18 protein-coding genes are annotated in these 20,605 nt (G+C 72.8%); 15 read left to right on the top strand and 3 right to left on the bottom strand.

Annotated elements, in window-relative coordinates:
* Positions 1–306: 306 nt before the first annotated feature.
* From ACIA8N_RS30755 to ACIA8N_RS30720, 8 genes are all read left to right on the top strand, one after another.
* Positions 307–1,071, top strand: coding sequence for a thioesterase domain-containing protein (locus tag ACIA8N_RS30755; RefSeq protein ID WP_365785741.1), 765 nt, complete (start codon positions 307–309; stop codon positions 1,069–1,071).
* A gap of 83 nt (positions 1,072–1,154) precedes the next feature.
* Positions 1,155–2,039, top strand: a complete 885-nt coding sequence (locus tag ACIA8N_RS30750) for a class I SAM-dependent methyltransferase (protein ID WP_365785739.1) — start codon at positions 1,155–1,157, stop codon at positions 2,037–2,039.
* Between the two features lie 265 nt (positions 2,040–2,304).
* On the top strand, positions 2,305–3,132 hold the full coding sequence (locus tag ACIA8N_RS30745) for an AfsR/SARP family transcriptional regulator (RefSeq protein ID WP_365785737.1): 828 nt from the start codon (positions 2,305–2,307) through the stop codon (positions 3,130–3,132).
* Between the two features lie 40 nt (positions 3,133–3,172).
* Positions 3,173–3,637: a group II truncated hemoglobin gene (locus ACIA8N_RS30740; RefSeq protein ID WP_030546138.1), complete on the top strand. Its 465-nt coding sequence runs from the start codon at positions 3,173–3,175 to the stop codon at positions 3,635–3,637.
* A gap of 276 nt (positions 3,638–3,913) precedes the next feature.
* Entirely contained in the window at positions 3,914–5,140 is a 1,227-nt protein-coding gene (locus tag ACIA8N_RS30735) for a Cmx/CmrA family chloramphenicol efflux MFS transporter (RefSeq protein WP_365785735.1), read from the top strand.
* Between the two features lie 127 nt (positions 5,141–5,267).
* Complete coding sequence (locus ACIA8N_RS30730; RefSeq protein WP_365785733.1) at positions 5,268–6,017, top strand: methyltransferase; 750 nt, start codon at positions 5,268–5,270, stop codon at positions 6,015–6,017.
* Positions 6,018–6,132: 115 nt separating this feature from the next.
* A complete protein-coding gene (locus tag ACIA8N_RS30725; RefSeq protein ID WP_365785731.1) occupies positions 6,133–7,596 on the top strand; it encodes an FAD-binding oxidoreductase in 1,464 nt (487 codons plus the stop codon).
* Positions 7,597–7,635: 39 nt separating this feature from the next.
* A complete protein-coding gene (locus ACIA8N_RS30720) occupies positions 7,636–8,043 on the top strand; it encodes a RidA family protein (RefSeq protein WP_030206960.1) in 408 nt (135 codons plus the stop codon).
* Positions 8,044–8,237: 194 nt separating this feature from the next.
* Here ACIA8N_RS30720 and ACIA8N_RS30715 read toward each other — a convergent pair whose 3' ends face one another.
* Complete coding sequence (locus ACIA8N_RS30715) at positions 8,238–8,822, bottom strand: flavoprotein (RefSeq protein WP_365780722.1); 585 nt, start codon at positions 8,820–8,822, stop codon at positions 8,238–8,240.
* A 235-nt stretch (positions 8,823–9,057) separates the two neighbouring features.
* On the opposite strand from ACIA8N_RS30715, the gene ACIA8N_RS30710 reads away from it, so the two are divergent.
* The 5 genes from ACIA8N_RS30710 (at position 9,058) to ACIA8N_RS30690 (ending at position 16,649) form a co-directional block, all read left to right on the top strand.
* On the top strand, positions 9,058–12,348 hold the full coding sequence (locus ACIA8N_RS30710) for an amino acid adenylation domain-containing protein (protein ID WP_365780723.1): 3,291 nt from the start codon (positions 9,058–9,060) through the stop codon (positions 12,346–12,348).
* Entirely contained in the window at positions 12,345–14,066 is a 1,722-nt protein-coding gene (locus tag ACIA8N_RS30705) for a GMC family oxidoreductase N-terminal domain-containing protein (RefSeq protein ID WP_365780724.1), read from the top strand. The genes ACIA8N_RS30710 and ACIA8N_RS30705 overlap by 4 nt, the downstream gene beginning before the upstream one ends.
* 2 nt (positions 14,067–14,068) lie before the next feature.
* Positions 14,069–14,818, top strand: coding sequence for a thioesterase domain-containing protein (locus ACIA8N_RS30700; protein WP_365780725.1), 750 nt, complete (start codon positions 14,069–14,071; stop codon positions 14,816–14,818).
* A 4-nt stretch (positions 14,819–14,822) separates the two neighbouring features.
* The gene (locus ACIA8N_RS30695; RefSeq protein WP_365780726.1) at positions 14,823–15,965 is read left to right on the top strand and encodes an acyl-CoA dehydrogenase family protein; all 1,143 of its coding nucleotides are present in this window, start codon (positions 14,823–14,825) and stop codon (positions 15,963–15,965) included.
* A gap of 81 nt (positions 15,966–16,046) precedes the next feature.
* Complete coding sequence (locus ACIA8N_RS30690; RefSeq protein ID WP_365780727.1) at positions 16,047–16,649, top strand: XRE family transcriptional regulator; 603 nt, start codon at positions 16,047–16,049, stop codon at positions 16,647–16,649.
* Between the two features lie 39 nt (positions 16,650–16,688).
* On the opposite strand, the gene ACIA8N_RS30685 is transcribed toward ACIA8N_RS30690, so the two are convergent.
* On the bottom strand, positions 16,689–17,708 hold the full coding sequence (locus tag ACIA8N_RS30685) for an NAD(P)/FAD-dependent oxidoreductase (RefSeq protein WP_365780728.1): 1,020 nt from the start codon (positions 17,706–17,708) through the stop codon (positions 16,689–16,691).
* Between the two features lie 122 nt (positions 17,709–17,830).
* Between ACIA8N_RS30685 and ACIA8N_RS30680 the strand changes: the two genes are divergently transcribed.
* Positions 17,831–19,048, top strand: coding sequence for an MFS transporter (locus ACIA8N_RS30680; RefSeq protein WP_365780729.1), 1,218 nt, complete (start codon positions 17,831–17,833; stop codon positions 19,046–19,048).
* Positions 19,049–19,057: 9 nt separating this feature from the next.
* Here ACIA8N_RS30680 and ACIA8N_RS30675 read toward each other — a convergent pair whose 3' ends face one another.
* A complete protein-coding gene (locus ACIA8N_RS30675; protein WP_365780730.1) occupies positions 19,058–19,552 on the bottom strand; it encodes a carboxymuconolactone decarboxylase family protein in 495 nt (164 codons plus the stop codon).
* Positions 19,553–19,672: 120 nt separating this feature from the next.
* Between ACIA8N_RS30675 and ACIA8N_RS30670 the strand changes: the two genes are divergently transcribed.
* Positions 19,673–20,605, top strand: a complete 933-nt coding sequence (locus ACIA8N_RS30670) for a pirin family protein (RefSeq protein WP_365780731.1) — start codon at positions 19,673–19,675, stop codon at positions 20,603–20,605.

The raw sequence follows: 20,605 nt of genomic DNA, 5'->3' as shown, positions 1-20,605 counted from the left end.
GGGCGTGTGCCGAATTTGTATGACCGGTTCTTCCCGAAGGATTCGAAGCGTGTTCCTTCGGCCATTACTTCGGTCCTCCCGTATTGATGCGGGCGGGTACCGCACGGGTACGTTTCCCAGGCATCTCGCGGTGACCAGTGAGCGATGCGGAAAGCACTCCCCGCGCGTTCTGACATATTCGCCCGCGACCTATTGGCGAGAATCTGATGGAGGGACCGGTGCCCGCGTGACCGTGATCAGTGAGGAGCGTCGCCCTTCGGGGGCGACCGTCGGGCGCGCCGGCGCGTGTCGCGCGGGGGCGGGCCGATGAGCGGTTCCGGCGCCGCGGGCGCCGACAACTCGGTCCGGCTGTTCTGCCTTCCGTTCGAGGGGGTCTCGGCGGGCGTGTACCTGCCCTGGGCCGAGGCCGTCGGTCCCTCGGTGGTCGTCACACCGGTGGAGCTGCCCGGCCGCGGCCGTCATCCGCGCACCCGCCCGTGCGACGGACTCGAACCGCTGCTCGCCGAGGTCATGCCGTACGTGGCCCGCATGTGCGACCGCCCGTTCGCGCTGTTCGGGCACGGCTTCGGCGCCCTCCTCGCGTACGAGATCGCGGCCCGGCTCGAATGGGAGCACGACGCGGTGGCCGACCGCCTGTACGTGTCCGGCTCCGGCGTGCCGCACCGGCTCGCGCCCGAGCGGGCGCTCGGCCGTCTGCCGGAAGCGGCCATGGTCCGCGGGCTCCGGGAGCGGGGCCGGATGCCTCCGGTCGACCCGGATCCGCGGCGCGCGGCCCGGGATCTCGCGGCGCTGCGCGCGGATCTCACCGTCATGGAGGCGTACCGCCGCGACCCGCGCCATGTCGTGCACTGCCCGGTCACGGCGATGCGCGGGCTGCGGGACCGGAGCGTCACCGCGGCGGACCTGGCCGGCTGGCACCGGTGCACCCGGCGCGCCCTGCGTACGGCGGTGTTCCCGGGTGACCACTACTTCCCGCTGACCGCCCGGGCGGAGCTCCTGGACACCTTCACCGGGGATCTGATCCGGCCGCGGGCCCTGCGCCGCATGGTGTCCGCGGCGGCCACGTACTGACCGGGTGGGGCCGGTTCCGGAATCGGCAACAAGAGTTGTCCGGGACGCGGGGCGCCCCCATCCTGACCGCCGGAGGTGACCGTATGACATCCACACACCCCGCCGAGGGCCTCGACGACGAGGACCTCGGCGCCGGGCCGGAGCAAGAGGCGGAACCGCTCTCCGGTCTCCTGACGGACGCGGCGCACTGGCTGCGCGGCCTGCTCGCACCCGGGCGGCGGAGCGCGCCGCCGGTCCGCCGGGTCCTCGACGTGGGCAGCGGGCCGGGCGTGGCCTCCTGCGTACTGGCCGAGGTCTTCCCCGAGGCGGACGTCGTCGCGGTGGACCGGTCCCCCGCGCTCCTCGACCGGGCCCTGGTCCGCGCCGCGGAGAGCGGGCTGAGCGGGCGGATCACCACCGTGCGGGCCGAGCGGCCCGACGAGTTCGGCCGGCTGGGACCCGCCGACCTGATCTGGACCGGCAACGTCTGCCGTCATCTGGGCGACCAGCAGCAGGCGCTGCGGGGCCTGGCGTCCGCGCTGCGGCCCGGCGGGATGCTCGCCGTCGCCGAACGCGGGCTGCCGCCGCGCTTCCTGCCACGGGACATCGGCATCGGACGGCCCGGCCTCCAGGCCCGCCTGGACGCCGCTCTCGAAGCGCGGTACGCCGCCGGGCGGGCCCGGCTGCCCGGCGCCACCTCCGTGGTCGAGGACTGGCCGTGCCTGCTGGCCTCCGCCGGGCTCGTCCCGGCCGGCACCCGTACCTTCCTGGTCGACCTCCCCGCTCCGCTGGGCCTGGTCCCGCGCCGGCACCTGCACACCCGGTTGCGGCGCACGCTCGACGAGCTCGGCGAGCGGCTCGACCTCGTCGACCGGCTGACTTTGGAGCAACTGGTGGACGGCGACGCCTGCACCGGCGTCCTGTGGCGTCCCGACGTCTTCTACCTCACGGCGGTCACCGTGCACACCGCCCGCCTGTGTCGGGCCTGACCGGCCGGATTCGCGGAAGCGCGTCCGCCCCCCGCCCGCATTTCATTGAAATCCGAACGGCCCGCGGAGTTCCCGCCGCGGGCCGTTCCGTCATGTCCGGGGGTCCGTACGACCGTAGGACGAGCACAGCCGCAGATTCTTCGGTCAGCCCTACGGTCCGACCGTATTGAGGGCCTCACCCCCGCACTCCTACGTTCCTTCCCGGAGCAGCCGCTCGACCGAGACCGAGAATCCGGAGAGGGCATATGCGAGTGACGGAGGAAGCGTGAGAATTCAGGTTCTTGGCCCGCTGCACGCGGAGACGGGCGGATTTCCGATCGTCCCCTCGGCGGCGAAGCAGCGGCAGATTCTGGCGCTCCTCGCTCTCCGCCCGGGGCAGTTCGTCCCGGTGACCGCGCTGCGGGAGGAGCTGTGGGGGTCCGTGCCCCCGTACAGCGCGCACGCCACCTTCCAGACGTACATCCTGCGGCTGCGCCGGCTCCTGGCCGCCGCCCTCGGCGGTCCTGACGGCCCGGCCGGCGCCCGGGAGCTGCTGGTCACCGCGCACGGCGGCTACCGGCTGCGGATCGCGGAGGAGGACGTGGACGCCTTCGCGTTCCGGCGGGCGGCCCAGGCCGGTCACGCGGCCTTCGCGGACGGCGACAACGAGCTGGCGTCCCGCCTGCTGCGCCAGGCCCTGGCGCTGTGGCGGGGAGCCGCGCTCGTGGACATACCGGCCGGGGCGGCGCTGCGGACCGAGGCAGCCGGCCTCGAAGAGCACCGGCTGCTCGCGACCGAGCGCCGCATCGACGCCGAGCTGCGCCTCGGCCTGCACGGCGAACTCCTGCCGGAACTCGTACAGCTGACGACTCATCACCCGTACGACGAACGGCTGCACGCCCAGGCCATGGTCGCGTTCTACCGCTCGGGGCGGCAGTCCGCCGCACTGGACCTGTACCGCGGACTGCGCCGGCGGCTGATCGAGCAGCTGGGCCTCGAACCCGCTCCGCGGCTCCAGCGGCTGCACCAGGCGATGCTCTCGGTCGATCCCCGGCTCGACTCGGTCGCCCAGGGCGGCCGGCCCACACCGACGTTCGACCTGTACGCGTGCTGAGCACACCCCGACCCAGGACGGCCGAGCGAAAGGTCACACCGTGAACGACAAGACCCCCACCCTCTACGAATGGGCCGGCGGCGCCGAGGCGCTCGAACGGCTCACGGAGGACTTCTACCGGCGCGTCCGCAAGGACGAGCTGCTCGCCCCGCTCTTCCAGCACATGACCGACGACCATCCGCAGCACGTCGCGACCTTCATCGGGGAGGTCCTCGGCGGGCCCGAGCGCTACACCGAGGACCACGGCGGCTATCCGCACATGGTCTCCCGGCACCGCGGCCGGGCCGTCAGGCCGGAGCAGCGGGCGCGCTGGGTGGAACTGATGCTGGAGGCCATGGACGCCGTGGGGCTTCCTGAGGACGCGGAGTTCCGCTCGGCGTTCGTCGGCTACATCGAGTTCGGCTCGCGGCGCGCGATGGCCAACTCGCAGCCCGGAGTGGGTCCGACGAGCCGTACCACCATCAAGAAGTGGGGCTGGGGCGAGGCCCTGCCCGGTGATGACTGACCAGAGGGCCGGACGCCGGCGGGAGCGCCGCGGGAGCCCGTTCCCGCGTCCCGGTATCGGCAACAAATGTTGTCCGTCCGCCACGCTCGGTTCCAGCATGGGGACCACTGGTGATCACCACGATCAGACCGGCGCGCACCCGCCCTGATCCGTCCCCCGAACCATCCCAGCGAGGAGTTCTCCCATGCGTCCGACCAGTTCCGGGCCGGTGCCCGGCGTCACCTACGTGCCGGTCGTCCGGCAGTCGGTCACCCAGGTGCCGGGAGGTGCCGGCCGATGAGCGTCGAGGCCGAAGTCCAGCCGACCGCCTCCGGCAAGGCGGGCGACCGGCTGCCGTTCGCGGTGTACCTGCTCGCGTTCAGCCTGTTCGCGATGGGCAGCGCCGAGTTCCTGCTCGCCGGCGTCCTGCCGGACATCGCCGACGACCTGAAGATCTCCCTGTCGTCCGCGGGCGCGCTGATCTCCGCGTTCGCGATCGGCGTGGTGATCGGCGGCCCGCCGCTCGCCGTGCTGACCCTGCGCTGGCCGCGGCGGACCACCCTGGTCGTCTCGCAGGTCGTGTTCGCCGTCAGCGTGGCCGTCGGCATCGTGACGGACAACTTCACCGTGCTCCTCGTCACCCGCTTCCTGGCCGGTCTCGCCTACGCCGGGTTCTGGGCGGTCGCCGCCGTCACCGCGATCGGTCTCGTCACCCCCGACCGGACCGCGCGGGCCTCCGGCGTGGTCGTCAGCGGACTCAGCATCGCCATGGTCGGCGGCGGTCCGGCCGGCGCGCTGCTCAGCCACTTCACCGGCTGGCGGGGCGGGTTCTGGGCGGTGGTCGCCCTGACCGTCCTCGGCGCGGTCTCGACGGCGGTCGCCGTACCCGTGACCCGGGCCGCCCAGGAGCCCAGCGTGCGGCGGGAACTGCGCACGATGCGGCAGCCGCAGCTGTGGGTGGTGTACGCGGCGACCCTGCTGAGCACGGCCGCGTACATGATCTCGTACAACTACCTCGCGGCGTTCCTGACGGACACCACCGGCATCGACTCCGTCTGGGTGCCCCCGATCCTGGTCCTGTTCGGCGTCGGTGCGTTCGTCGGTCTGTCCATCGGCGGCAGGATCGCCGACGGGCGGCCCCATCACGCACTCCTCATCGGGGCCGGCGGCATCCTGGTCACGTCCGTCCTGCTCGCCCTGCTCGCCGAGTCGGCCGTCGCCGTCGTCGTCCTCGTCCTGCTCCTGGGCGTCGCCGGATTCATCCTCAACCCGGCCATCTACGGGCGGGTGTTCACCGTGGCGGCAGAGGCGCCGACCCTGGCGGGAGCCACCGCCGTCTCCATGTTCCAGCTCGGCATCAGCATCGTCCCCGTGCTCGCGGGCATCGCGCTCGGCGCCGGTGCCGGTCTGACGTCGATCCCCTGGCTGGGCGCCGGCCTGGCCGTACTCACCATCCCGGTCGTGCTGATCGACCGGACGATGGCCCGCAACCGGGCCCGGAGCTCCCCGACCGGCGAGAACTGACCCACGCTCCGGGCTCCTCGTTTCTCCGTCCGGCGTCGCGTTTCCCGTCCGCCGGCGGCATTCCATCGCCGGGAGCCGCAGAGAGACCCCACAGGACTTCTCTGCGGTTCCCCTGAGGGAGGATCCCATGGACAACGAACTCGGTTATGAACTCGGCAATTGGGTGGTGTCACAGATCCAGAGCCCTGACCGTCCGACGCAGCTGACCTTCTCGCTGCTCGACATGGAATGGGATCTGCTGCCCGAGGTCTTTCCCCCCTACACGGACCCCGGGCCCGGCCTCTTCGCCTCCTGGGTGCCGTACGAGAAGGGCGGCCGCTTCCTGGAGATGGGGTGCGGCGCGGGCGTCGCCGCGGTGCTCGCGGCCCAGCGCGGCAGCGAGCACGTGGTGGCCCTGGACATCAACCCCGCGGCCGCGGAGAACACCCGGCGCAACGCCGAGCGGCACGGGGTGTCCGACCGGGTCACGGCCCTGACCAGCGATCTGTTCGACGCCCTGGAGCCCGGCGAGCCGTTCGACCTCGTCTTCTGGAACACCCCGTTCATCGAGGCGCCCGAGAGCCGCCCGTACGCCGGGCAGATCGAGCGCGCGGTCTTCGACCCCGGGTACGAGATGGTCCGCAGGTTCTTCCGTGACGTGGTGCCCCGTCTGGCGGCGGACGGACGGGTCTACCTGGGCACCAGCGAGGCGATGGGCAACAGGGACAAGATGCTGCGGGCAGCCGAGGAAGCGGGCTTCGAAGGCCACCGGTACCGCAGCGAGTCCGTCGAGCTGCCCGCCGCCGAGTTCGGCGACTCCCCGGTGATCGCCGCCCACACCGACGAGCGCGGAATCGTGCACATGGACTTCACGATGTACGAGTTCCTCCGCCGCTGACCTTTTGATTCCCCGGCCCGGCCGAGAACTCCCCGTATCGAGCGACGGGCCATCAGTTCGGCAGCATCCGATTCACGACTGGGCGACACGAGCCGCCCCGGAAGATGGGAATGTCATGAGCGCCAACGGGAACACGAACGGCACGGGAACCGGCTTCGACGTCGTCATCGCCGGCAACGGAGTCCTCGGGCTCTCGCTCGCCTGGGTCCTGGCACAGCGGGGACAGCGCGTCGCCGTCCTCGGCCTGCCGCACCGGCCCTGGGCCGGCTCGGCCGCGGCCGGGGCCATGCTCGGCTGTTTCGGCGAGGTCACCACCTCCCTGCTCGCCACCGAGCACGGCCGGGCCAAGCTGGAACTCGGCATCCACGCCAAGGACCTGTGGCCCCAGTGGCTGGCGGAGCTCGAGGACGGCACCGAGGGCGCCGGCATCAAGACGGCCGAGGGCACCACCGTCGTCCTCAACACCATCGGCACGGCCGAGATCGACGACGCCAACTACAACGCCATCCGTGCCGAACTCACCCGCTACGACGAGCCGTTCGAGGACGTCGAGCCCTCCGACCTCGACTGGGTGGACGCGGAGCCGATCTCCCGTCCGCTGAAGGCCTTCCACATACCGGGGGAGCACGCGGTCGACGCCTCCGCCCTCCTGGAACGCCTCGAGTCGGCGGCCGTCCGGGCCGGCGCCGTCCTCGTCCCCGAGTTCGCGGCGCGTGTCGAGTACCAGGGCGAACGGGTGACCGGAGTCGTCACGGCCTCCGGGCGGACGATCGCCGCCGACCAGGTGACGCTGGCCGCGGGAGCCCGCACCCAGGAACTCCTCGACAGCCTGCCCGTCGGCCCCCGCATCCCTCGTCTCGTCAGCGGCTACGGCGTGTCCGCCCTCGTCAAGTCCGTGGACGGAACCACCCCCGACAGCGTCGTCCGAACCCCGAACCGCTCCTTCGCCTGCGGGCTCCACGTCGTCCCCCGCGGTGACGGACACGTCTACCTCGGCGCCACCAACGTCATCTCCGTGGAGCCGCGCGACACCGCCGAGATGCGCGACCTGGTCTTCCTCCTCCAGTGCGCACACCGCCAGGTCCGCCGCAGCCTCTGGAACAGCGACGTCACCAAGGTCCAGGTCGGCAACCGGCCCGTGTCCATGGACGGGTTCCCGCTGCTCGGCGAGGGCGGCATGCGGGGCCTGTGGATCATGACCGGCACCTACCGCGACGGGCTGCACCTCTCCCCGCTGCTCGCCCAGGACTTCGCCGCCCGGATCCTGGGCGAGCGGCCCCAGGCCGACCTGGACCGGTTCGCCCCGCTCCGGCAGCCCATCAGGGCGGGCAGCCGTCAGGAGATCGTGGACCTCCTCATCGACCACCAGATGGGCATCGGCTACGAGCAGGACTGGACGATCCCCGTCGAGTGGCACCAGTGGATCGAGATGGACCTGCGGCCGGCCACCCTCGCCTGGGCCGACGAGCTGGACCCCGAGTTCACCCCGCCGGCCGAGCTGCTCTTCGCCTCCCGCTTCGACCCCGAGCTCGTCAGCCTGCTGCGGAAGTACTACGCGACCTGCCGCGAGAACAGCTGACCCCGTCCCGCCCTTCCGCACCCCGAGAGAGGACACGCAATGGCAGTAGAGGCGATCGACCCGTCCGGCCTCCCCAAGCCCTACGGATGGCGGCAGCTGGCCGTCGGCACCGGCAGCCGGGTGGTGTTCCTCAGCGGCCAGACGCCGCGTACCGCCGACGGTGAGCCGGTGGGCATGGGCGACCTCGCGGCCCAGACCGAGCAGGTCTACCTCAACATCGCCACCGGCCTCGCCGCGGCCGGCGCCACCTTCGACGACGTCCTGCGCCTGACCATGTACGTCGTGGACTGGTCGCTCGACAAGTGGGACGCGATCATGGCGGGCGCGGAGCGCGCGGCCGCGAAGCTGGGAGCCGACGTCATCCGGCCCACCACCCTGGTCGGGGTCGCCACGCTCGCCGAACCCGACTTCCTCATCGAGGTCGAGGCGACCGCCATCGCCGCCTGACCTCCCGCGACGACGAGTGGGGGCCCCCCCGCCCCGCGGCGGCGGGGGCCCCCCCCGGGGGGGGGGCGCGCCCCCCCCCCGGGGGGGGCGGGGGGGGGGGCCCCGGGGCCCCCCCCCCCGCCGGCCCGCCCGCCCCGCCGCGGGGGCCCCCGCCGGACCGGATCCGGCGGGGCCCCACTCGTCGTCGGGGAAGCTCAGCGCCGCTTGGCGAGGAGGTCGTCGATCACCGTGGCCACCGACTCCGCAGACGGCAGGCCGGGATGGTGGCTCGCGGTGCCCGTGGTCGGGTCGAAGCCGTCGTGCCACTCCGGCTCGTTGACGAGGGCCCCGTCCTCGCGGATCCGGGCGATGTTCCGCCGGACGGCCGGCTTGTGCCACATCCGGGCGCCCATCACCGGGAAGTACACGACCGGACAGTCCACCGAAAGCGCGACCGTCATCAGCCGGTTGGGCGCGGCGCCGCCCGCCGCGGCGGCGAGGGTGTGGGCGGTGGCCGGCAGGACCGCGAGCACGTCGTGGTCGGCGGCGAGCCGGGACGGCTTGTCGGTCGGCCAGTCCGCCGGGGATTCCCCGCTCACCACCCGCTCGGCGAAGAGCGCCAGGCTCTCGGGTGAAATGAAGGAGGCCGCCGTGTGCGTCAGCAGAACCGTGAACGTGCTGCCCGCGATCTGTCGGCGCATCGTCTCGATGTACGAAGGCAGCCGGGTCACCGCAATGGATCCTGTGGCACCGACGAGTATGCGTTTCCCGGTTGTCCCCGGGGATTCCTGAATTCCCATGCCCCGATGATGTCGCCGTGTTCCCACCCCTGGTCAATGGCGCCCACCGGGCTCGGCGGGGGTGGTCCAGCGCCGGTCCAGCGGCGGTCCCGTGCTGGTCGGGCACGGTCCAAATCCTACGGTCGTCCCTACGGTCCGACCGTATTGAGGCCGTTTACGCCCGCTGCCTAATGTCGCTTTCCGTACACGAATTCGAAAGCCCGCCAGGGCATCCGATGAAAAGAGGCGGACGTCGATGGAGGATCTCTTCGCGAAGCTGCGCGGCGGTGCGGGCCACCCCGGTCCCGAGGAAGTCCGGCTGCCGGATCTCACACCGCGGCCCGAGCGCCGTCATGAACCGTTCCCGCTCACCGACATTCAGCAGGCCTATCTGATCGGCCGCCACAAAGGCCTGGAACTCGGCGGCATCTCCAGCCAGTACTACCTGGAGTTCGACTGTCCCGGTCTCGACGTGGACCGGCTGACCGAGGCCCTCGGGAAGGTCGTCGCCCGGCACGACGCGCTGCGCACCGTGGTGGGGCCGGACCAGACACAGCGCGTCCTGCCCGCCGCCGAGGTGGAGCCGTGTCTCGTGCGCGGAACGGACCTGCGCGGCCGGACGGCCGCCGAACAGGCCGCCGAGGTAGAGCGCGTCCGGGCCGAGTTGACGGAACAGGTGCTGCCGGTGGACCGGGCGCCGCTGCTGGACGCCCGGGTCACACTGCTCGACGGCGACCGGGTGCGGCTCCACCTGGCGGTGGACCTGCTCTTCCTCGACATGCGCGGCCTCTACCTGCTGCTCGACGAGTGGCGCCGGTTCTACGACGACCCGGCGTGGCTTCCCGAGCCCCTTGAGCTCTCGTTCCGCGACCACGTGCTCGCCCAGGAGGAGCTGCGCGCCGACACCCCGGGCAAGGAGGCCGCCGCGTATTGGGCGGACCGGCTTGACACCCTGCCTCCCGCGCCCGAGCTGCCGCTGGCCACGGCGCCCGAACAGCTCGGCGTCCCGCGCTTCGTCCGGCACCGGGCGGTCCTCGCGCCGGAGCGCTGGAAGGCGCTGCGGGCGGCGGGCGACCGGCACGGTCTCACCCCGTCGGGCGTGCTGCTCGCCGCGTACGCAGAGGTGGTGCGGACCTGGTCGCGGCGGCAGGAGTTCACCCTGACCGTCACCCAGTTCCACCGGCTCGGCAGCCACCCGCAACTCGGCCGGATCATGGGCGACTTCCTCTCCCCGAGCCTGCTCGCCGTCGGCGGGGGGCCCGAGGAGACCTTCGGGCAGCGGGCCCGGAACCTGCAGCAGCGGGCTCTGGAGGACCTCGCGCACTCCGCGCACGGCGGCATCCGGGTGCTGCGCGACCTCGCCCGCCGCCGGGACGACGGCCGCGCGTCGATGCCCGTGGTCTTCTCCAGCACCCTCGGCGCCGAGGAGGACGGCGGCGACGGCGAGCCGCGGTCGCGGAGCCTGGAGTCGTTCGGTGAGCTGGTCCACGACCACAGCCGGACCCCTCAGGTGTGGCTGGAGAACCAGATCCTGGAACAGGACGACCGGCTCTCGGTGAACTGGAACGCGGTCGATGGCCTGTTCCCCGAAGGGGCCCTTGAGGCCATGTTCGAGGCGTACGTGACGCTGCTCGACCGGCTGACCGACGACGCGGCGGTGTGGCACGCCACCCGGGGGATCGTGCCGCTGCCCGCCGCGGACGCCGCGGAGCGCGAGCGGGCCAACGCCACCGCCGAGGACATCCCGCCGGCACTCCTCCACGAGCTGGTCGCCGAGGCGGCGGCGCGGCGCCCCGACGCGGTCGCGGTGATCACGCCCGGCGCGGAGACCACGTACCGCCGGCTCACCGAGGACGCCCACCGGATCGCGCACCGGCTGCTCACGGGCCCGGGTGCCGGGCCGAGCGAGATCGTCGCGGTGTCGATGCGGCCGGGCGCCGCCCAGTTCTCCGCGCTGCTCGGCGTGCTGCACACCGGCGCGGCATACGTGGCGATCGACCCGGAACTCCCCGAGGAGCGGCGTCTGAAGCTGCTCGCCCGATGTTCGGTGCGGGCCGTGGTGACCGATCCGGAGCTGCGCGACACACTGGCCTGGCCGCCGGGCGTGACGGTGGTGACCTCGGAGGACGCGGCCACCCTCGCGTGCCCCGCCGAGGCGCCGGAGCGCCGGCAGGGCCCCGACGACCTGGCGTACGTCATCTTCACCTCGGGCTCCACCGGCGAGCCCAAGGGCGTGATGGTCACCCACCGGAGCGCCGCCAACACCGTGCAGGACATCAACCGGCGCTTCTCCGTGGGCGAGGAGGACCGGGTGATGGCACTCGCCCCGGCCGGCTTCGACCTGTCGGTGTACGACGTCTTCGGCGTCCTCGGCGCCGGCGGCACCGTCGTCGTGCCCGACCCGGCGCGCGGCAGCGACATCGCCCACTGGTCGCAGCTCGTCGGCCGCTACGGCGTGACCATCTGGAACAGCGTGCCCGCCCCGATGCGGATGTGGATCGACTCGCTCGGCGAAGGGGGCGTCCCGCGCGGCTGCCGGCTGCGGCTCGCCCTGCTGAGCGGTGACTGGATCCCGGTGGACCTGCCGAACCGCATCCGGGAGAAGATCCCCGCGATGCGGGTGATCAGCCTCGGCGGCGCCACGGAGGGTTCGATCTGGTCGATCCACCACCCGGTCGACACCGTCCGGCCCGAGTGGTCGAGCATCCCCTACGGGAAGCCGCTGGCCAACCAGACCATGCACGTGTTCAACCAGTGGCTGGAGCCGTCCCCCTTGGGTGTCACCGGCGAGATCCACATCGGGGGCGTCGGCGTGGCCCAGGGCTATCTGGGCGACCCCGGACGCACCGCCGAACGCTTCCCCGTCCACCCGGTCACCGGGGAACGCGTCTACCGCACCGGCGACCTCGGCCGCTATCTCCCGGGCGGCGACATCGAGATCCTCGGCCGCGAGGACTTCCAGGTGAAGATCAACGGCTACCGGGTCGAGCTGGGCGAGATCGAGGCCGCCCTGCTGCGCAGGCCCGAGGTGCGCACCGCGCTCGTCACCGCGCCCGCCCACGCCCGTACCGGACAGCGGCAGATCGTCGCGTACGTGGTGCCCGAGCCCGGGACGGACCCGGACCCGGCCGAGCTGCGCGAGGCGCTGACCGCGCTGCTGCCCGGCTACATGGTGCCCAGCCGCTTCCTGACCCTGGACACCCTTCCCGTGACGACGAACGGCAAGATCGACCACCGGGCGCTTCCCACGCCGTGGAACGAGGAGCCCGACACCGCCTCCGGCCACGTGGCGCCCCGCGGCCGGGTCGAGGAGCGTCTCTTCGCCCTCTGGTCCCAGCAGCTCGGTCACGACGACTTCGGCGTGGAGGAGGGCTTCTTCGACATCGGCGGGGACTCCCTGCACGCCGTCGGCCTCCTCGCGCTGCTCCGTACGGAGTTCGGGATCGGGGCCGACATGGAGCAGGAGATGGTCGAGGGCCTGTTCATGAACGCGTCGATCGCCTCGTTCGCCGAACTGATCACGTCCGTCGAGGAGTCCGCCGCGTGACCGCCGCCGCCGAGCCCGCCGCCACCGAGCCCGTCGCCTCCGTACACGCCGCCCCCGGGTCCGCCACCCCCTGGCCGGCCGCGTCCGAACCCGTCGCCCCGGTCCGCGAGTGGGAGTACGTGATCGTCGGAGCGGGCTCCGCCGGAGCCGTGACCGCCGCACGGCTCGCCGCCAGGGACTCCGGGAACGTCCTGCTGCTGGAGGCCGGCGAGGACCAGCCGCGCCCCAGGGACCGTTCCCACCCGCTGGCCGACGCCGGGCGGCTCGTCCTGGCCGGCCACAACTGGGACTACCGGGCCAACCTCCGTACGAGCAAGGCTTCTTGGGAGGAGCTGATCCAGGGGCGTACCGAAGCGTCCGCCACCGCCCCGGGCGGCCGGGCGGGCGCCCGTGCCCTGTGGGAGCGATTCCCCTACCAGCTGGGCAAGGTCGTCGGCGGCGGATCCGCCGTCAACGGCGCCATCGCCCTGCGCGGGCTGCCCCGCGACTTCGCCGCCTGGGAGGCGCACGGCAACCCGGACTGGTCGTGGGAGCAGGTGCTGCCGTACTACAAGGACATCGAGGACGACGCCGACTTCCCCGGCCGTCTCCACGGCGACGGCGGGCCGCTGCCGATCCGCCGCACCCCGCGCGGCCAGGTGCACGAGCTGGACGCGGCGTTCTGGGAGGAGTGCAACCGGCAGGGCGTCGCCGATCTGCCGGACCTCAACGCCGGTCTGGAGGCCGGGGTCGGCCCCATCCCCGGCAACGCCGTCGACGGCGAACGCATCGACGCCTCCACCGCCTTCCTCGAAGGCGTCCGCGACCTTCCCAACCTCCGGCTGCGCACCGGCGTCCGGGTCACCCGGGTGCTGTTCGAGAAGGACCGGGCCGTCGGCGTCGAGGCCGAGCTCGACGGCACGCTCACCACGATCCGGGCCCGGCACGTCGTGCTGAGCGCAGGGGCCGTGGGCACGCCGGTCATCCTGCAGCGCTCCGGCGTCGGCGGCGCGGGACTGCTCAGGTCCCTCGGGATCACGCCCGTGGCGGACCTCCCCGGGGTGGGCCGTGACCTGGTGGACCACCCTTCGGTGGTCATCTGGTCCAAACCCGCCGACGGGGTCTGCACGCCCGGCCTGCCCTGGCGGCAGGTCGCTGCCCGGATGAGCAGCGGCTTCGACGACGACGTGGACATCCAGGCGGGGCTTCTCAACAACGTGGAGAGCCACACCATCCCCGGCTTCGTCGACCGTCTCGGCTGGCCGCTGGTCGTCGGCATCTCGGTGATGCTGCTGCGCCCGCGCTCCCACGGCCGGGTCTTCCTCGACAGCGCCGACCCGCGGGCGGCGCCCGTCATCGAGCTGGGCCTCGGCACCGACCCCGAGGACGTGGAACGCCTCTGCCACGGCGTCCGGCGGGCGTGGGGCTTCCTGCGCTCCCCCGGCCTGTCGGCCCGCCTGACCCGTACCCAGTTCTGGAGCGACCGGATGGTCGCCGACGACGGCGTGCTGCGCAGCGGCGTCCGCCACATCATGAACCCCGGCTGGCACGCGGCCGGTTCGTGCCGGATGGGGCCGGACGACGACCCGTGGGCGGTCGCCGACCAGGAGGGCCGGGTGCACGGCACCCGGAACCTGCGGATCGCCGACGCCTCGCTCTTCCCGACCATCCCCAGCGCGCCCACCAACCTGACCACCCTGATGCTGGCCGAGAAGCTGGCCCGGAACACGAAGGAGTGAACGTGCCGTCTGCGTCCAGTCCCCCGGTACGGCTCTACTGCTTTCCGCACGCCGGGGCGACCTCGCTGGTCTACCGGGGCTGGCAGGCCCTGAGCGAGCCGCGCCTCCTGGTCCGTGGCGTGGACGCGCCGGGCCGGGGCACCCGCCGCCGGGAGCGGAGGGCGGCCGGCTTCGAGGCCCTGGTGCGGTCCATGGCCGAGGAGGTCGTCGCCGATCTCCTCGCCGAACGGGGCGGAGCTCCCGGCCCGCGCTGGGCCACCTTCGGGCACAGCTTCGGTGCGACGACGAGCCTCGCGGTGGCCGCGGAGGTGACCCGCCGGGTCGGCGTGCCGCCGGAGCGGGCCGTACTGTCCGGGGCCGTTCCGCCCCGGCTCCAGAGGCCGGGGCCACTGCTCGACTCCGTCACCGACGAGGAGCTGCTCGCCAGGACCGCCGCGGACGGAGGAACACCGCAGGCCGTGCTCGCCGACCCGACGATGAGCCGGATCCTGCTGCGGATGCTCCGTGAGGACGACACGGTCCGGGCCGAGTTCGCGCGGGTGGCGTCCGGGCTGCGGGTGGACTTCCCGCTCACCCTGATCGCCGCCCGGGAGGACGTGCACGCCCCGCCGGAGAAGGTCTGGCAGTGGTCGCCGCACAGCTCGGCCCCGGTCCGCCGGGTCGAGATCGACGGCGGTCACTTCGCCGCCGTGCGGCGCCCCGGGGACACCCTGACCACCATCGTCGACGACACCGACCCCGGGAAGGGGTGACCTCGTGGCATCCAGCAGGTACGAGGCGGAACACGAGCAGTTCCGGATGACGTGCCGGGAGTTCCTCCACCGCGAGGTCGTGCCGCACCACGCCCGGTGGGAGCGGGACGGCATCGTCGACCGCGAGGTGTGGCGCAAGGCCGGGCGGGCCGGGCTCCTCGGCATCGGCGTCGACCCCGCGTACGGCGGGGGCGGCGAGCCCGACTACCGTTTCCCCGCGGTCTTCTCGCAGGAGATCATGTGGGCCCGCGCGACGGCGCCGGGGTTCGTGGCGCACAACGACGTCATCGCCACCTATCTCGCCGACCGCACCACCGAGGAGCAGCGCAAGCGCTGGCTGCCGGGGCTCTGTTCGGGTGAGCTGATCGCGGCGATCGCGATGAGCGAGCCCGACGCCGGCTCCAATGTGGCCGACATCCGCACCACGGCGGTCCGCGACGGTGACTCCTACGTCCTCGACGGGCAGAAGACGTTCATCACCAACGGCGAGAACGCGGACGTCGTGGTGGTCGCCGCCAAGACCGCCCCCGAGCGCGGCGCGCAGGGCATCAGCCTGCTCGTGGTGGAGCGCGGCGCGCCCGGGTTCACCCGTGGGCGGCGCATGGAGAAGCTGGGCTGGCACGCCAGCGACACCTGCGAGCTGTTCTTCGACGGCTGCCGGGTGCCGGCCGAGAACCTGATCGGCAGGGAGAACGCCGGGCTCGCGTACATGATGGCCGGGCTGCCCCGCGAGCGGCTGAGCATCGCCACCGTGGCGGTGGGCGCGATCGAGCGGATGCTCGCGGACACCCTGGAGTACGCCAAGACCCGCGAGGCGTTCGGTCAGGCCATCGGCACGTTCCAGCACAACCGTTTCCAGCTGGCCACGATGGACACGGAGCTGACGGTCGCCCGGGTGTTCCTCGACCACTGCGTCGCCGAACTCAACGCGGGACGGCTCTCGGTGACGGACGCGGCGAAGGTGAAGTGGTGGACGACGGAGCTCCAGGTCGACATCGCCCACCGCTGCCTCCAGATCCACGGCGGCTTCGGCTACCTGAAGGAGAGCGCGATCTCCCGGGAGTGGGCCAACAGCCGGGTGCAGACGATCTACGGCGGGACGACGGAGGTGATGAAGGAACTGATCGGGCGGTCCCTCGGACTCTAGGACCAGTCGCCGCCGGGACACGGTGTTGCCAAATCGGCACCTCTGGTTGCGACTTCGGGACGTACTCGGTCTAATGACGGCGTGGAGCAGTCCTCGACCATCACCCAGGCCCTGTCCGCGGTCGGTCCCCGGCTCAAGCGGGTGCGCACCGCGCGCGGTGTCACGCTCGCCGCCCTTTCGGAGGCCACCGGCATCTCCAAGAGCACGCTGTCCCGCCTGGAGGCGGGGCAGCGCCGTCCCAGTCTCGAACTGCTGCTGCCCATCGCCCAGGCCCACCAGGTCCCGCTCGACGAGCTGGTCGGCGCCCCGGAGGTGGGCGATCCGCGCGTCCGGCTCAAGCCGCACGCGGTGAACGGCAACACCGTCCTGCCGCTGACCCGCCAGCCCGGTCCGCTGCAGAGCTACAAGATGGTCCTGCCGGCGAGCCGCGACACCCCGGAGCTGTGCACCCACGAGGGGTACGAGTGGCTGTACGTGCTCTCCGGGAGGCTGCGTCTCGTCCTGGCCGACCACGACATCGTCCTCGACCCCGGCGAGGTCGCCGAGTTCGAGACGCGTCTGCCGCACTGGTTCGGCAGCGCCGGGGACGGCCCTGTCGAGGTCCTGAGCCTCTTCGGCCGGCAGGGCGAGCGGATGCACGTGCGCGCCCGGCCGACACGCCGGGCGCCCGCCTCCGACACGTGAGCCGGGGGCGGGCGCGCGCTGCGGCGGTGGCGCGGTCGCTCAGGACGCGGCGACGGGAGCCGCCGCCGGCCGGCCGGCGGCGGCCCGGTGGGCGGCGAGGTCGCGTTCGATCTCCTCGTCCACCAGGTCGTGGTTGAGGGCGAAGGCGGCCGCGGCTCCCATGCCGGCCGCCGTGACGGCCTGGGCGCGCGGGTCGATCACGTTGCCGACGGCCCACAGGCCGGGGCGGCTGGTGCGGCCCGCCCGGTCGGTGACGAGCCAGCCCTGTTCGTCCTTCTCGCAGCCGAGTCCGGCGAAGGCCCCGTCGTTCGGGGTCATCCGCGGGAAGAGGAACACTCCGGCGCACTCCAGCGACCGTCCGTCGGCGAGCTCCACCGTGTGGAGCCGGCCGTCCTTGGCGAGCAGGGCGGACACCGACCCCTCGGCCACCTCGACGCCCCGCGCGTCCATGCGCTCCCGCTCCTCGTCGGTGAGCGGCCGGTCGTGCGGGACGTAGGTGACACGGCTCGACCACTGGCGCAGCAGCAGGGCCTGTCCCGGCGAGGCGGGGTGGACCCCGAGGACGACGATCGGCTGGTCGCGGACCTCGTAGCCGTGGCAGTACGGGCAGAAGTGCACGTCCTGTCCCCACATCGCCCGCACGCCCGGGATGTCGGGCAGTTCGTCGTGCAGCCCCGTGGCGAGCACGACGTGCCGGGCGTCAAGGGTCGCGCCTCCGTCCAGGCGCACCACGTACCCGCCGGTCTCCGCGGGCTCCACCTGGTCCACCCGGCCGTCGATCCGGACCGCGCCGTAGCGCGCGATCTCCGCGCGGCCGACCTCGAGGACGGTGAGCGGGGGGACACCGTCACGGGAGAGGAAGCTGTGCATGTGGGCCGAGGGAGCGTTGCGGGGCTCCCCGGCGTCGACGACGGCTACGGTGCGGCGGGCCCGGGCGAGCACGAGCGCGGCGTTCAGCCCGCCCGCCCCGCCGCCTATCACGATGACGTCGTACGCACCCCGGGAGTCCGTGGTGTCCGTGGTGTCCGTGGTGTTCGTGGTGTTGTTGGCGCCGGTCATGGCGATCACCTCCGCCGTCAGGGTGCGGGGCGGGGCACACCCGGGCAATCTTTGTTGCCGTTTCCGGGACACGGCCGGTGGGAGGCCCGCCAGGGCCGTCCGGCGGGGATACCGTCGGCGCCATGGTCGGTGTCGGTGATCGTCAGGGGTGGCTCCGGTGTCTGCTCGCCGGGGCCGTGTTCGTCGTCGGGATGACCGGCACCACGCTGCCGACCCCGCTCTACCCGCTCTACCAGGAGGAGTTCGGGTTCTCCGAGCTGACGGTGACCGTCGTGTACGCCGTGTACGCCTTCGGGGTCATCGGGGTGCTGCTCCTCGCGGGCGACGCGTCGGACACGGTCGGCAGACGTCCGGCGCTGCTGTGGGGCCTCGGGTTCGCGGCGGCGAGCGCCGTCTGCTTCCTGTGCGCCGACGGCCTCGGCTGGCTGTACGCGGGCCGGCTCCTCTCGGGGTTCTCGGCCGGCCTGTTCACGGGCGCCGCCACCGCGTACGTCATGGACCTCGCCCCGCCGGGCGGGGAGTCCCGGGCGACGCTCGTGGCGACGGCCGCCAACATGGGCGGGCTCGGGTGCGGCCCGCTGCTCGCCGGTCTGCTCGCGGAGTACGCCCCCGAGCCGCTGCTGCTGCCCTTCGCCGTCCACCTCGTCCTGACGGCCCTGGCGGCCGTCGTCCTCCTGCGGCTGCCGGAGACCGTCGGGGAGCGCCGGCCGCTGACCGCCGTACGGCCGCAGCGGCCCGCGCTGCCCGCCGAGGTCCGCCCGGTGTTCGTGCCGGCGGCGATCGCGTCCTTCGTGGGCTTCGCCCTGTTCGGGGTGTTCACCTCGATCAGCCCCGCCTTCCTCGCCCGGTTCCTGCACGTGGACAACCATGCCGTGACCGGTCTGGTCGTCGCGCTCGCCTTCTTCGCGTCGACCGCGGGACAGCTCGCCGTCGGCAAGGTGGGAGTGGCGCGGTCGCTGCCGCTGGGCTGCGCCGTGCTCTTCGCCGGTCTCGCCCTCCTGGCGGGGGCGCTCGCCACCGACCTGCTCGTCCTCGTCGTGCTGTCCGCGGTGGTCGGCGGAGCGGGGCAGGGGCTCGCGTTCCGCGCGGCGCTGTCGGCCGTCGCCGGGGCGACACCGGTGGACCGGCGTGCGGCGGTGATCTCGACGCTGTTCGTGGTCGCCTACACGGGGATCTCGGTCCCGGTGATCGGCGTCGGCCTGCTGAGCGATCCGCTCGGTCTGGAACGGGCGGGCCTGGTGTTCACCGGCGTCATGCTCGTCCTGGTCGCCTCGGCCGGGATCTACCTGCTCCGACGGCCGGTGCGCGCCGGGGCCGCTCAGGGGCGGGCCCGGTCCTGAGCGGGCTCGCTACGGCTGGGGCGGCCGGGGCTCCCGCACCGGGTGCTTGCTCATGATCGAGACCCGGTTGAACGCGTTGATCGTGACCGCGACCCAGATCACCGCGGAGATCTCGTCGTCGTCGAGGACCTCGCGGGCGGCTTCGTAGGCCTTCTCCTGCGGGAGGGCGTTCGCGGGGTGGGTGGTGGCTTCGGCCAGGTCGAGGGCGGCGCGCTCGCGCGGCGTGAAGAGTTCGGTGTCGCGCCAGGCGGCGAGGACGCCCAGGCGCCGGGTGGTCTCGCCGGCGCGGAGCGCCGCCCTGGTGTGCACGTCGAGGCAGGAGGCGCAGCCGTTGAGCTGGGAGACGCGGAGGTTGACGAGTTCGACGAGGAGGCGGTCGAGGCCCGCCTCGGCGGCGGTGGCGCGGACCGCTTCGGCCGTCTGGACCAGGGCGTGATAGGGCTTGGGGCTCTGCTTGTCGACGTAGACCCGCCGGGTCCCGTGGTCCGCCGCTCGCTCGCTCACCGTGCGCTCCTTCACCGGCCGCCGTGGGGCGGCTCGTTCGCGGCCCGTCCGCGTGACAGGCGCCGTCCTCATGATGCATGATTGTTGAAGGTAAAACTACCTTGTTCGAAGGGGTCGGTCATGAACGGTGCCGGGGTCGAGGTCCTGTCCGCACGGGACGTACCACTGGGAGGGCCGCGGGCCATGACCGTGCGGCGCACCCTCCCGCAGCGCGCCCGCACCCTGATCGGGGCGTGGTGCTTCATCGACCACTACGGCCCCGACGAGGTGGCGACGACCGGCGGCATGGACGTGGCGCCCCACCCGCACATCGGCCTCCAGACCGTGAGCTGGCTGTTCGAGGGAGAGATCGAGCACCGCGACAGCCTGGGCAGCCACGCGTTCGTCCGGCCCGGCGAACTCAACCTCATGACGAGCGGTCACGGCATCAGCCACTCCGAGGTGTCCACCGGCCGGACCACGCGCCTGCACGGTGTACAGCTGTGGGTGGCGCTCCCCGAGGAACACCGGAACACCGGCCGCGACTTCCAGCACCACGCCCCGGGGACCGTCCGCGTCGACGGAGCGGACATCAGGGTGTTCCTGGGGTCACTGGCCGGCGAGACCTCGCCGGTGCGGACCTTCACGCCCCTCCTCGGCGCGGAACTCCTCATCGACGCGGGGGCGAGCGTCACCCTGTCCGTGGACCCGGCGTTCGAGCACGGTGTGCTCGTCGACGAGGGCGACGTACGCGTCGGGGAGACACCCCTCAAGCCGGCCGAGCTGGCCTACCTCGCCCCCGGCGGCGACGGCCTGACGCTCACGAACGCCTCGGAACGCCCCGCCCGCACGGTGCTGTTGGGCGGTCCCCCGTTCCTGGAGGAGATCGTCATGTGGTGGAACTTCATCGGCCGCAGCCACGAGGACATCGTCGAGGCCCGCGCGGCGTGGGAGGAGGCGTCCGACCGTTTCGGGACCGTCGACGGCTACCCCGGCGACCGTCTTCCCGCGCCCGCGCTGCCGAACGCCAGGATCACTCCCCGCGTGAACCGCGTGAACCCCGCCCACCGCTGA

It is taken from the genome of Streptomyces sp. NPDC051822, assembly GCF_044452745.1.
GTDB lineage: Bacteria > Actinomycetota > Actinomycetes > Streptomycetales > Streptomycetaceae > Streptomyces.
Note: the sequence above shows the minus strand (reverse complement) of the source record. Positions and strands in the feature narration are given on the sequence as shown.